This window comes from Jonquetella sp. BV3C21 (assembly GCF_000468895.1).
In the GTDB taxonomy this organism is placed as follows: Bacteria; Synergistota; Synergistia; order Synergistales; family Dethiosulfovibrionaceae; genus Jonquetella; species Jonquetella anthropi.
In genome coordinates this window covers 18574-30961 of the sequence record NZ_AWWC01000023.1, presented here as the reverse complement: position 1 = coordinate 30961, position 12388 = coordinate 18574, and the positions used below count along the sequence as shown (strand labels likewise).

General features: G+C 60.5%; 12 protein-coding genes. 4 read left to right on the top strand and 8 right to left on the bottom strand.

All coding sequences use genetic code 11. From position 1 onward, the window contains the following. Positions 1-57: 57 nt before the first annotated feature. The 7 genes from HMPREF1249_RS06100 to HMPREF1249_RS08100 form a co-directional block, all read right to left on the bottom strand. Positions 58-1233, bottom strand: coding sequence for an MATE family efflux transporter (locus HMPREF1249_RS06100; RefSeq protein ID WP_231366883.1), 1176 nt, complete (start codon positions 1231-1233; stop codon positions 58-60). Continuing rightward, positions 1233-1421 carry a hypothetical protein gene (locus HMPREF1249_RS08105; RefSeq protein WP_021775989.1) on the bottom strand — a complete coding sequence of 63 codons (189 nt, stop codon included), beginning with the start codon at positions 1419-1421 and terminating at the stop codon, positions 1233-1235. Before HMPREF1249_RS08105 ends, HMPREF1249_RS06100 begins: the two co-directional genes overlap by 1 nt. A gap of 108 nt (positions 1422-1529) precedes the next feature. Further along, on the bottom strand, positions 1530-2984 hold the full coding sequence (locus tag HMPREF1249_RS06095; protein ID WP_008523377.1) for a Na+/H+ antiporter NhaC family protein: 1455 nt from the start codon (positions 2982-2984) through the stop codon (positions 1530-1532). 314 nt (positions 2985-3298) lie between these two features. After that, positions 3299-4864: an ABC transporter substrate-binding protein/permease gene (locus HMPREF1249_RS06090; RefSeq protein ID WP_008523378.1), complete on the bottom strand. Its 1566-nt coding sequence runs from the start codon at positions 4862-4864 to the stop codon at positions 3299-3301. Next, on the bottom strand, positions 4861-5646 hold the full coding sequence (locus tag HMPREF1249_RS06085; protein ID WP_008523379.1) for an amino acid ABC transporter ATP-binding protein: 786 nt from the start codon (positions 5644-5646) through the stop codon (positions 4861-4863). The genes HMPREF1249_RS06090 and HMPREF1249_RS06085 overlap by 4 nt, the downstream gene beginning before the upstream one ends. Before the next feature lie 176 nt (positions 5647-5822). Next, complete coding sequence (locus HMPREF1249_RS06080; RefSeq protein WP_008519607.1) at positions 5823-7454, bottom strand: Na/Pi cotransporter family protein; 1632 nt, start codon at positions 7452-7454, stop codon at positions 5823-5825. 43 nt (positions 7455-7497) lie between these two features. Next, positions 7498-7641, bottom strand: coding sequence for a hypothetical protein (locus tag HMPREF1249_RS08100; protein WP_231366882.1), 144 nt, complete (start codon positions 7639-7641; stop codon positions 7498-7500). A 12-nt stretch (positions 7642-7653) separates the two neighbouring features. On the opposite strand from HMPREF1249_RS08100, the gene HMPREF1249_RS06075 reads away from it, so the two are divergent. From HMPREF1249_RS06075 to HMPREF1249_RS06065, 3 genes are read left to right on the top strand one after another with little or no spacing between them, the layout of a single operon-like run. Beyond that, a complete protein-coding gene (locus tag HMPREF1249_RS06075; RefSeq protein WP_008523380.1) occupies positions 7654-8829 on the top strand; it encodes a CapA family protein in 1176 nt (391 codons plus the stop codon). A gap of 42 nt (positions 8830-8871) precedes the next feature. Next, a complete protein-coding gene (locus HMPREF1249_RS06070; RefSeq protein ID WP_008523383.1) occupies positions 8872-10044 on the top strand; it encodes a MalY/PatB family protein in 1173 nt (390 codons plus the stop codon). Then, on the top strand, positions 10041-10799 hold the full coding sequence (locus HMPREF1249_RS06065; RefSeq protein ID WP_008523385.1) for an HAD family hydrolase: 759 nt from the start codon (positions 10041-10043) through the stop codon (positions 10797-10799). Before HMPREF1249_RS06070 ends, HMPREF1249_RS06065 begins: the two co-directional genes overlap by 4 nt. Before the next feature lie 53 nt (positions 10800-10852). Here the strand turns inward: HMPREF1249_RS06065 and HMPREF1249_RS06060 are convergent, their stop codons facing one another. Then, complete coding sequence (locus HMPREF1249_RS06060; RefSeq protein WP_039873394.1) at positions 10853-11053, bottom strand: hypothetical protein; 201 nt, start codon at positions 11051-11053, stop codon at positions 10853-10855. A gap of 159 nt (positions 11054-11212) precedes the next feature. On the opposite strand from HMPREF1249_RS06060, the gene HMPREF1249_RS06055 reads away from it, so the two are divergent. Further along, positions 11213-12382: a DegT/DnrJ/EryC1/StrS family aminotransferase gene (locus HMPREF1249_RS06055; protein ID WP_008523388.1), complete on the top strand. Its 1170-nt coding sequence runs from the start codon at positions 11213-11215 to the stop codon at positions 12380-12382. Positions 12383-12388 lie beyond the last annotated feature (6 nt).

The window sequence follows — 12388 nt, the reverse complement described above, 5'->3', positions numbered from 1 at the left end:
ACTTTCAAGAGGCGGGAGCTTTTTTTGATAAAGGCCAAAAACTCGACCGAATCCGCCTTACAGCGCCGCTTCTTCGCTCCGCCGGCGAACTCCCCGCAGGAACGCGATCATGGCAGGCACGGGAATGAACGCCGAACAGACGTCGCTGACGGCCTGCACTGCCACCAAACCGGTCAGGCCAAAGAAACGCGGCAAAGTCAGGACGAGGGGGATAAAGAAGAGCCCGCTGCGGCAGACCGCCAAGGCCAAGGCGTTCCAGCTCTGGCCGACCGACTGACAAGTCATGCTGGCCGACAAGTTAAGCGCCAGCAGCGGAAGCGCGGCGCTCTGCCAGCGCAGGGCTTCGGTGCCGATTGAAACTACTTGGGGATCGTGAATGAACCAGCGCATGATCGACGGCGCGCCTAAGAAAATGAGACTGCAGAGGACCACCAGCGAGAAAAACGTCGCCTCGGTCACGAACAGAAACGCATCCCTGACTCGGCCCCATCGGCCGGCGCCGTAGTTGTATCCCACAACTGGCTGGTAGCCCTGCCCGATGCCCACGCCGACCATGAAGGCCATCATGATGATTTTCTTGGCAATGCTCACCGCTGAAAGGGCTGCATCGCCCCAAACAGCGGCCTCGATGTTGAGCATAACCAGCCCCAGGCTCGCCAGCCCCTGACGGCAGAACGACGGGGAGCCCAGCTCGATGATTTCAAGGTACGTCCCGAATGACTTAGAGACAAACGACAGGCGGTGCCTGACAACGCTGCGGCCTCGGCGGTACCAACTGGCCATGATGGCCAGAGAAACCGCTTGGCTGAGGACCGTCGCGATCGCCGCGCCCCGAATCCCCAGACCAAAGGTGAAGATGAACAGCGGGTCCAAGAAGATGTTGAGCACCCCGCCGGACGCGAGTCCCGCCATGGCGAACTTCGCCTTCCCCTCGGCCCGCAGTCCGGTGTTGAGCACGCAGGCGCAGGTCATCAGCGGCGCCCCGAGCAGGATAACCGCCGCGTATTCCGCCGCGTAGGGCAGAACCGTCGCCGTGGCGCCCAGCGCCCGGCAGATGGTGACCACAAACTGATACCCGATGAGCGAGGTCAAACACCCTAAGATGAACGCCGCCGCAACTGAAGACGACGCGTATCGGTTCGCCCGGTCCAAGTCTCTCGCGCCCAACGACCGGGAGATCACGCTGGCGGCTCCGGTCCCCAGAGTAAACCCGATGGCCTGAATCATCGCCATCAAGCTGAAGATGACGCCCCGGCCGCCGAAGCGCTGGTCCCCAGCTGGGAAACGAAGTAGGTATCAGCCGTGTTGTAGACGCCCGTCACGGTCATGCTGATGATCGTCGGAACGGCCAGCCTCAGGATCAACGGTCGAATCGGCGACTCGATCATCCGTTCAAACTCGCGCTGTTCTTCTCCGTCCACTTCGTCACCCCTTTTTCGATTTTACGAAAGAGCCAAGACGACTTCAAGCGCTTAAGTCGTCTGCGGGCGCAAAAAAACCGAGGCCTAACGGCCTCGGTTGGGGAAACTTTAGACGTTTTTCCGAAGCCGGACTTCTGGCTCCGAGGGGATCTTGAAGAACGGCACGAACCGATCCCAGCCGGTAAAAGTCAGGACCAGCATGGAGACCACAGCGACCCAAGCCATGTAGTTGTGGCCAATGACGCCCCATACGGTGAGCGTCCCGTCGCCCAGCGGGTAGATTGCATGAGAAATGCTGAGGAAAAACGCCATGTAGCAGTGCCACGGGATCAGCTGGGACCCGAGCACCCCCATCGCGTCGGCATAGGTGGCGTTGCGCAGCGCTAACTTGTACATAACCTCCTTGCTCCCCTCGACGCTCCGCTCGGTCATGCTCCGAATCAGCGGGCTGATCGTGACGATCTGAGCCATCTCGTCGGCCAGAGCCGCGTTACCTATCAGACACAGCAGGGCGTTGGAGAACATCAGGTGCCTGACCTTATGGGTCAGCTTCAGCACCATGTCGGCCACCGGGTCAAAAGCGTTCATCTTCTTCATAACCCCTCCGAACGCGCCGACCCAGAGCATCATCGCGATCGTCCAGTTTCCTGCGGACGAAAAGCCAGCCTGAACGAGCGACAGGAAGGATGATAAGTTTTCCACTGTCCCGGCGCACAGGCCGCAGATCAGCGACGAGATAATCCCGCTGCCAAGACAGATGAGCGTGCTCGTCCCTCGGATAGCCAGTCCCAAGACGGCCACGAGCGGCAGCAGCATATAGAGGGGCACGCCGGTTTTAACTTGATTCAGCAGCGTCACTGCCGCCGGCCGTTCGGTTTGGAGCAGCGTCCAGACCGACTCTGGAATCCGAGCGATCGCGTCCGACGCCAAGCCGGTCGTCTCCGGCAGGTCACTCCACATGCCCACCAGATAGAAAATAACCAGACTGATCAGAAGGCACCCTAAGGACCAAATCCCCTGATGGCGAACCCGGTCGATAATGGCGACGTTCTGGATACCCGAGCTGACCACCATCGCGTCCGAGATCAGCCCGATGTTGTCGCCGAAGCACGCCCCGCCAGCGATGGCTCCCACCGTGAGCAGCACGTTTCCGCCCACGATATGGTTGAGCCAGAGGAAAATCGGCGCGCAGGCCGCAAACGTTCCCCACGACGTCCCGGTGGCTACCGACAGAACCGCCGTGACTAACAGGGCCACCGCAGCGACCAGCTTCGCCGTCAGTCCCGCCCGAAGCGCCACGTTAATGATTGACGCCGCAACGCCCGTGGCCATAAAGCACTCGGCGACGGCGTAGGCCGATTCCAAGATCAAGAAAACGATCAGGAAGTGTTTTAAGTTGTCCAGCGCCGCGCTCAGCAGGTCGTCGAACGAATAATGATCCGTGACCATCGCGATAATCGTCGCGTACAGAAACGCGATTGGCGCGACGATCAGAATGTCCATGCCCGAAAACATCAACGCGCCCATCACGAACATCGGACTGAGCTTTACTAAAGCGATCACCCTTATCCCTTCCTTTGGCTCTTTTCCTTCTCCGCACCAACCGACGGGAAAAGAGATCTCGTTATCTCAGCGCGCCGCGTCCCCGCTCTGCCGGCGCCGATTGGCGCGCCGCAAAGGCCTTTCAGCCCATCTGACAGATTCGAGGGTGCTCCTGCAAAACGCCGGTAACGGTACAAAGTTTACTCTCTTCTGGCCAATGAAACAATCTTTTTTTGTCAATCTATGCTGAAAATATTCCCGGTTGACCTGTGAAAATTTTGGGCGTCATCGACACAAAAAAGCGCCCTCTCCGACGAGAGCGGGCGCTCTGAAGGCTAATTGTGGTAGCTGGCGGCCTTGATCGTCTCTTTCACGCCTCGGGCCGTCCGGCCTTTGACGGCCACGGCGAGGCGGCGCTCCGCAAAGCGGGCTAATCGGACGAACGGCAGGCCGATCAGGAAGTAGATCAGCGCCACCATGATGCCGATTCCGAAGAAGTCGTAATACGTGTTGGCCAGTTGGCCGTACGCTTTCGTCAGGTCGATGAGGGTGATCATTGACACCAGCGATGAGTCCTTGAGCAACGAGATGAAGTCGTTGGTGACCGGCGGCAGGGAAACCCGAATAGCCTGCGGGACCACCACGTGCCGCAGGGCCTGACTGCGGGTCATGCCCAGGGCCAAGGCGCCTTCCATCTGCTGGCGGGGGACGGCCATGAGCCCCGCGCGGTAGTTCTCCGCCTCGTAGGCCGCGTAGTTCATCCCGAGTCCGATGATGCCGGCGGCAAACGGCGACAGTTTAATTCCCACATTAGGCAGGCCGTAGAAGATGAAAAACAGCTGAATGAGTACCGGCGTCCCGCGAAGCAGCTCGATGTACCCGACAGCCAGAGCCGACAGCCACCGAGGGCCAAAGAGGCGCGCCACGGCCAGAACCATGCCGAGGACAATCGCCAAGGCCATGGCCGCCAGCGAGACCTGCAGCGTCACCAGCGCGGCCCGTCCGAAGACCGGGAGGAAACTGACGTATCGGTCAAACCGGGCCTTCCAGCCCAGCCCTTCTTTCTGAAACGAGGCCCACCGGTCAAAGCCGTCGTGCCCTACCCGGGCCGGCGAGTGGTCGTCGAAGAAATCCGCCATCACGGGCGTCCACATGTTCCACTTCTCGTAGATGTCCCGAAGCTGACCGGACTCTCTCAGCGCCGTCAACGCGGCGTTCAGTTCGTTCTTCAGCGCGCTGTCGCCCTGTCGGACGGCAATGCCGTACTCCATCGAGCCGATGGGTTCCCCGACAAACTCCAGATTGGGGTTGAAACCGGCGTAGAAGATGGCGATCGGCGAGTCCATGAGCACCGCATCAAGCCGGCCGTTGGCCATGTCCTGATAGGCGTTGATCTCGTTCTCGTAGGTTCGAATATCGGTCACACCCGCATCGACAAGCGTGTCGTACGCGTACGACTGTTTGAGCGTACCGACGGTCTGACCGACGCAGCTTCCTAGGTCGGCGATCTTCTTGGGGTTGCCCCGGGGAACGACCAACTGGAGGAACGTCTTGTAGTACGGCAGGGAGAAGTCCACGGCCTGCCGGTGCTCCGCCGTGATTTCAAGGCCGCTGAGCGCCATGTCGTATAGTTTTAAGTTCAGGCCGGGGATCAGATTGTCCCACCCGTTAGAGACAAAGACGGGACGGCGGCCCATTTGTCGGCACAGGGCTTCTACAAGGTCCACCTCAAAGCCGATCATGCGTTCTTGGTTCTCTGGGTCGCCGAACATGTAGGGGACGTTTCCCTCGCTGTCGCCGCCCCAGCGAAGTTCCGGCAGGTCTTCGGCCGCCCAAGCCCCGGCAGCGCAGAGCGTCAGCGCGGCAAACGCCCCGGCGAGAAGTCGAAACAGGCGCCTCATTCGGACACCACCCCAGTCAAGTGGCGCAGGAAGTTCTGCGTCCGGGGATTTTTCGGCGTCGTGAACAGCACGTCGCCGTCTTCCTTCTCGACAATTTCGCCGCCGTCCATGAACACGATGTAGTCCGACGCGTCCCGGGCAAAGCGCATCTGATGAGTGACGATAACTTGCGTCATGCCCTCGCCGTCCAGATCCTTCATGACCTGCAGCACCTCGCCGACCAGTTCGGGGTCGAGCGCGCTGGTCGGCTCATCGTACAGCATCACCTTGGGCGACATGGCGAGAGCCCGGGCGATAGCCGCCCGCTGACTCTGACCGCCTGACAGCGTGGCCGGATACCGGCTCGCCTGCTCGGAAAGCCCGACTTTCGCCAACAGGTCCAGCGCTTGGCGCTTGGCCTGTGACTCGGGGGTCTTTTTCACCACCACCGGCGCCAGCATGACGTTTTCCAGCACCGTTTTGTGGGGAAACATGTTGAAGCTCTGAAAGACCATGCCGACTTCCTGACGCATTCTGAAGCACGCGTCCAAAAAGTCACGGCTCATGGGCTCACCGGCACGGCGGGTCACAGTGACGCCGGCGATGCTGATCGTCCCCGAATCGATGTACTCCAAGCAGTTCAGACATCGAAGAAACGTGGACTTCCCGCAGCCCGACGGGCCGATGATCGAGACAAGGTCCCCTTCGCTGATATCTATCGACACGCCGCGCAGGACCGGGGTCTCCTCGAATGCTTTGTGAAGATCGGTCACGCGAATCAATGGGACAGCTGACTGTTCCACTCCGTCACCCTCCAGTAGCCGCCGACGGCGGCAGATTTTTTGTCCGTTTCGCCCCTCTGTTTCCCGAACGCCGCGGGTCTGTGCCGTCCGCGGGCCGAGAGATTTTGGTTCAGGTTCATTATAACGAAGACGCCTCAAACTACAAGCCCGAACGGCCTCGGCCGTTCGGGCTTGTCCTATTCTTCCGATTTAATTTTCCCCGACGCTCTCATCTCGTCCCGGACGATCAGCGAGACGTTGTGGGCGTGATCGCCGATCCGCTCCAGATTGCTCAACACGTCGACGAACGCAATGCCGGCCGCCGGAGAACACGCACCCTCGTTGAGACGGGCGATGTGCGTGGCCCGCAAGTTCTGTTCCATTTGGTCGATCTCATCTTCCAACGGACCGGCCACTTCGTTGGACATAGCCATGTCGTCCCGGTCAAACGCGTCCAAGCAGAACGACACCGCGCGGCGGACTAGATCGAACATGCCGGCCAGCTCTTGGTAGCCCATTGGGGAGAACGAGACCTTGTTCTCTTCCACGTACTCGTACATCTCGATTAAATTCGTGCAGTGGTCGCCAATTCGCTCCACGTCGCCGGCGCCGTTGACGTAAGACGCCAAAAGGGACGAAAGCTCCGACGCCAGATGAGTGTGCCACAGTTTGGCGGCGTACTCCGCTACAGCCCGGTTGAGCTCGTTGACGATTTTTTCCGTCTGAGCCACCCGCTCGGCGGCGTCTTTCTGTCGTTCCAAAAGGGCGCTCCGAGAATCGTCGAGCATCGAGAGGGCGAATCGGCCCATGCGGAGCAGTTCCTGCTTGGTCGCAGCGACGGCCGCTGCCGGAGAGGACTCCAACAGCCGGTTGTCGAGGAACTGGGGGCCCGAGTACACGAGCCGCGGCTCTGCCGGCAGGACCTTTTGGATGAACCGGGTCAGAGGCGTAATGAACGGGAAGAGGATCACCGTGTTGGCCAAGTTGAACAGCGTGTGGGCGTTGGCGATCTGACGCCCGATCGAGTGGGACGTGAGGCCGATCAGATGTTCGGCTGCCGGAAGGAACGGGAGAACGATCAGCACGCCGATCAGTTTGTTCAGCACGTGGCCCAACGCCGCCTGCTTGGCCTCCCGGCTAGCGGCGAGGGACGCCAAAACGGCGGTGATGGTCGTACCTAGGTTGTCGCCCAGAAGAATTGGAATGGCCGCCGACAGGGGCAGGAAACCCTGCGAGGCGATAGCCATAGTGAGCCCGACCGTCGCAGAAGACGACTGGACGATCATGGTGAGAACCGTCCCAGCCAGAACGCCCATCAGCGGATGATCTGAAAAGGCGAGGAAGAATTCCTTTCTGTCCCGCATGAACGCCATGGAGTCGCTCATGATGTTCATGCCCAAAAACAGGAGGCCGAAGCCGAAGATCCCGTTGCCGATAAACCGCTGCCGTTTACTCCGTCCGAACAGAGCCAAGAGCATTCCCACGCCAATGCAGGGCAAGGCCAAGTCCGAGATGTTGAACGCGATAAGCTGGGCGGTGACCGTCGTCCCCACGTTGGCGCCCATGCAGACAGCCAGAGCTTGACGAAGCTGCATCAGCCCAGCCTGGACGAAGCTCACCACCATGACGGTGGTCGCGCTGCTGCTCTGAATGATCATTGTGACGACTGTTCCCACCAGAACGCCACGCCATGGCCGACTCGTGAGAGCCGCGATGAGCTGACGCATTCTGTCCCCTGCCAGATCCTGAAGGGCGTCGCTCAAAAGTTTCATCCCGTAGAGGAACAGCCCGATGCCCCCCAAGAGCTTGAATGCGATGTCAATGGTCATTGCCTGCCCGCCTTTCCGGCTCAGGTCCCCCTCCGCCGTGCGCTCAAAAGGGGCTCTTCCCGTCACGACTCCTATTGTAGCCCATCAGCCCTGCTCCGTCGAACCGCTCATCGCGAAACAATTTCTTTCTGCCCTGCGAACTGCCGGCGGCAATGCTATACTGACGAAGAAAAATTTTGGCGATCATGAGGTGACCTCCGTGTTCCGTCGGCTGATTGGCTTTACCCTCCTTCTCTCAGCTCTTGCCTGCGGCGCCCAAGCGGCTCAGAACTCAATGGGCCCGTGGCGCATCTCCGTGACGGGAGACCTGATGGCCCACAAGCCTCAAATCACCGGCGCAGCGCTCAAGGACAAGTACGACTTCAGCCCGTCGTTCGCCCTCATCGCCCCGTACCTCAGGCGGGCTGACCTGATGGTCGGCAACTTGGAGACGACGCTGAGCGGAGCGCAAAGACGGTTCACCGGCTATCCGTGCTTCAACACGCCGGATGAATTCGCCCTCGCCGTTAAAAAGGCCGGCTTCGATCTGGTCTCCACCGCCAACAACCACAGTCTTGACCGACACGGGCCGGGGCTTTTCCGGACCCTGAAGGTCCTCGACAGCGTCGGCCTCGCCCACCAGGGTTCGTGGGCCTCGCAGGAAGCCCGCCAAAAGCCACTGACAGTTCAGGTCGGGCCGATGACCGTCGCCTTCGTCGCTTGGACGTACGGGACCAACGGAATTTCCATGCCGAAGGAAGCCCCGTGGGCCCTTGGCCTTTTGTCCGATCCCCAAGCGGTCGCCGCCGATATCGCCGCGGCGAAAAAAATGAGGCCGGACCTGATTGCCGCGCTCGTCCACTGTGGGACTGAGTACAAGCTGACGCCGCCGCAAAGCGTCGTCAACTTGGCCGACAGTCTGATCGCCCAAGGGGTTGACCTCGTGCTGATGAGCCACCCCCACGTGGTCCAGCCAGTGGCAGTCCGAACCGTCAAGACGCCCCAAGGCATCCGGCGCGGGCTGGTCGCTTGGTCGCTGGGAAACTTCATATCCTGCCAGCGAACACACCCTCGCGACTGGGGAGTGATTCTCCAGCTGGACTGTTGGCCCCTGCCCCACGGAACGCTCGTGACGGCGTCGGCTCTGCCGACGTGGGTCCGGTTTCGCCCGCAGGGCCGGGGCGTTCAAGCGGCCGTCGTCTCGGTGGGAGACGCGCTGCTGAACCCGTCAGGCTTCAGCAAAGCTGAGCTGGCCAGACTTCGCGCCGTCTGGGCGGAAAGCACGAAAACACTTTTAGGCGACTCGCTGCCCAGCTCTTCCGTCCGAACGGATTTTTCCCTCAATGTTCTCCCTCTGTTCGTCCCCGCTCCGGCTCAGCCGGCGGAGAAAAAATAACTCGGTTTCAACGACGTTATCAATATACTGTGAGGAGACGTGATGCTCGTGTACGACTTTGACGCTCTGATTGACCGCCGCGGCACCGGCTGCACCAAATGGGATGACACCGCCGCGCGTTTTGGCAAAGAAGGCCTGCTTCCCCTGTGGATCGCCGACATGGATTTTCCCGCCCCGCCCTGCGTCGTGGAGGCGATTTGCCGCCGCGCCCAGCACCCGATTTACGGCTACTGCGTGTTCCCCTCGGACTACCACGACGGGTTCGTGGCGTGGCAGAAGAAGCGCAACAACTGGGACGTGAAGAAAGAGTGGATCTGCCACACCCCCGGCGTCGTGAGCGCTATTTCCATGGCCGTCCAAAGCTTCACTGTTCCGGGCGACAGCGTCCTTTTCTGCACGCCCGCTTACCCGCCCTTCAAGGGAACCGTCGAAGCGCTGGGACGTCATGGAGTCGACGCCCCCATGGCCTTTAAAGACGGGCGGTTTGAGCTGAACTTCGACGCGATGGAAGAGAAGGCCAAGTCAGCCCGAATGCTTCTGTTCTGCAACCCCCATAACCCAGCCGGCCGTTCATTCAGCCGGGAGGAACTGAACAGGGTCGCCGAGATTGCAGAGAAAAATAACCTGATCGTCGTCTGCGACGAAATTCATTCCGACATCGTCTACGAGCCGTGCCATCATATCCCGTTCGCCAGCCTGAACGACTGGACGAAAGACCACTGCGTCGTCATGATGGCGCCCAGTAAAACGTTCAACATCGCCGGGCTGACCACGTCGCTGATCGTGATCCCGAACGACAAACTGCGCGGGCAGTTCCTCCGTTTTACCGACGATTGCACCCATATCGGCGGCGGCAGCGTCTTCGGCCTTGTCGGCTGTCAGGCCGCCTTTGAGGGCGGTGAGAGCTGGCTCGACGAGCTGCGCGCCTACCTGAAGGGCAACGTTGACTTCGTCGAAAAAGAGCTGGCCGCCCGCGTCCCGGCGGTCAAGCTGGTCCACCCTGAGGCGACCTACGTGCCGCTGGTGGACTTTCGTGAGCTCGGCATGACGAACGAAGAGCTCCAGAAATTCCTCGTGGAGAAAGTTGGCGTCGCCCTCAACGACGGAGCCTCCTTCGGCGAGCTCACGAAAGGCTTCGCCCGGCTGAACATCGCCACCCAGCGAGCGCACCTTCGTGAGTTCATCGACCGGCTCGAGGCGGCCCTTAAACGGTGACCTGCCCTTCCCGCCCCAAACTTGTCCTGTGCGACATGGACGGCTGCCTTTCCAAGGACAAAGGGTTCCCCTTTGACCTTGACGCCATGAGCAAGCTCCGCGACCTCATTCACTCTTCAGGGATCCCGTTTGCTCTGGCCACTGGCCGCTCTGACCCGTACGTCGAAGCGGTGACGCAAGCGCTGGACATCACAACCCCCTGCATGTGCGAGCACGGGTGCTATCTGTATTTTCCTTCGCTCAAACGCCCAAAGGCCAACAGCTGCCTCACCCCGGCCGGACAGGAGCTGATGGACCATCTGAGGAGAACGATCGAAGCGCACTGCGCTCAGCTGAACTGTTTTACCGAGCTGAAGCGCACCTGCCTTTCGATTCACCCCTGCCGGCAAGGGAAGGAACTGCAGTCCGATTTGGAGCTGCTGATCGCGAACGTTAAAGCCCTCATCACGCCGGAGCAGCTCGCCGAGCTTCAAGTCAACAGATCCTCCTGCACGCTTGACATCGTTCCCCGCGGCTGCGATAAAGGGGCCGGAGCTTGGGCGCTGTGCCAAACGCTTCGCGTCAGCCCGAACGACGCGCTGGCCATTGGGGACAGCGAGATCGACCTGCCGATGATGGCCGTCTGCGGACTGTCCGCCGCGCCGGGCAACGCCCGGCCGGCCGTCAAAGAGCGCACCGGCTGGCTCGCGCCAAGCGAGAATATCTTCGGCGTTTTAGAAATTCTTGACCGTTTTCTCTCCGAACGAGCGCGCTAGCACCAAGAGAAACGCCGTGGCCCCTTCTCACCTGAAGGGCCGCGGCGTTTCGTTTACTTCTTTTTTTTCTCTTCCGCCGCCTCGTCGCGGCGCCAAAGGATCAGGGCAAGGGCCGCGCAGATCGAGCCGACGATCAACCCCCAAGCGATGTAGTCGTTTCTCCCTCGGCCGACGAGATGGCCGCTAAGCCCGGCCAAGGCGTAGCCGTAGGCCAGCAGCGCGGCCAACGAAAGGTACAGTACCAGCTGACGCAAGACCACGGCCCCCTCCCTGAGTTCTGCCGAATTTCCACTTTCTATTCCATTGTAGCATCCGGATAATTATCGTACCGTCTTCTCAAGCCCAACATGCTACAATAACGGTGCTTACAGACTTATAGTGCATTCAATTTACATGAATGGAGCGATCTTTCGATGTCCTTGGCATCTCAGCCGATTCCTTCGTTTGACCTTCACCGCAACTACGCACGAGTCAAAGACGAGATCAACGCCGCTGTCGCGCGCGTTTTAGAAAGCCAGCAGTTCATCATGGGAAGCGAAGTCTCCTCCTTTGAGGCGGAGGCGACCTCTTTCTTGGGGGCACACCGCGCCATTGCCTGCGCATCCGGCAGCGACGCCTTGGTGCTCGCCATGATGTCCCTCGACCTCAAACCCGGCGACGAGGTCATCACTACCCCGTTTTCCTTCTTCGCCACGGTCAGCTGCATCACGAGAGTCGGCGCGACTCCGAAGTTCGTCGACGTTGATCCGGCCACTTACAACATCGACCTGAGCCGCCTCTCTGAGGCGATTACCGATCGGACCCGGGCGATGATTCCAGTCCACCTGTTCGGCCAGATGGTCCCTCTCGAGCAGACAGAAAAAGAGCTGGCTGAAAGACACATCACGGTGGTCGAGGACAGCGCGCAGGCTTTCGGCAGCTGGCGGCGGGTTGGAGATCGAATGATCATGGCCGGCGCTTGGGGCGACCTCGGGTGCTACTCGTTCTTCCCCACCAAGAACTTGGGCTGCTATGGCGACGCCGGTATGGTGACAGCCCGAGACGACAGGACGGCGGACCGGATTGCCAAGCTCCGAGTTCACGGCGCCGGCAAGCAGTACTTCCACGAGGAAGTGGGACTGAACAGCCGTATGGACGCGCTGCAGGCGGCTATCCTGCGGGTTCGGCTCGCTCACCTGCCCCAGTGGATCGAAGAGCGCCGGGCCATCGCCGAGCGGTATCGGCTCCTTTTTGAACAGGCCAACTTGACCGAGTTCGTGACGCCGCCGGCCGAACTTCAAGGCAACTGCCACACCTACCACCAGTACGTCATCCGCGCTAAAAAACGGGACGAGCTGATGGCGTTTATGGCGGAGAACGGGGTGGCGACGCGAGTGTATTACCCTCAATCGCTTCACCTGCAGAAGTGCTTCGCGTCGTTCGGCGGCCGACCGGGCCAGTTCCCGGTCTCTGAGCAGCTGACCCAAGAAGTCCTCGCCCTGCCGATGTTCCCCGAACTGACGGCCGACGAGCAAGCCCGCGTCGTTGAAACAATGTCCAAGTTCTACCGCAAGCAGCAACTTCTTAGCCCGTCAGGCTCCTAGAGGTGA

Bases quoted from the DNA above. Each gene is read 5' to 3' on its own strand.
- HMPREF1249_RS06100 (WP_231366883.1), bottom strand. From the start codon at position 1,233: ATGGCGATGATTCAGGCCATCGGGTTTACTCTGGGGACCGGAGCCGCC.
- HMPREF1249_RS06090 (WP_008523378.1), bottom strand. From the start codon at position 4,864: ATGAGGCGCCTGTTTCGACTTCTCGCCGGGGCGTTTGCCGCGCTGACG.
- HMPREF1249_RS06080 (WP_008519607.1), bottom strand. From the start codon at position 7,454: ATGACCATTGACATCGCATTCAAGCTCTTGGGGGGCATCGGGCTGTTC.
- HMPREF1249_RS08100 (WP_231366882.1), bottom strand. From the start codon at position 7,641: ATGATCGCCAAAATTTTTCTTCGTCAGTATAGCATTGCCGCCGGCAGT.
- HMPREF1249_RS06070 (WP_008523383.1), top strand. From the start codon at position 8,872: ATGCTCGTGTACGACTTTGACGCTCTGATTGACCGCCGCGGCACCGGC.
- HMPREF1249_RS06055 (WP_008523388.1), top strand. From the start codon at position 11,213: ATGTCCTTGGCATCTCAGCCGATTCCTTCGTTTGACCTTCACCGCAAC.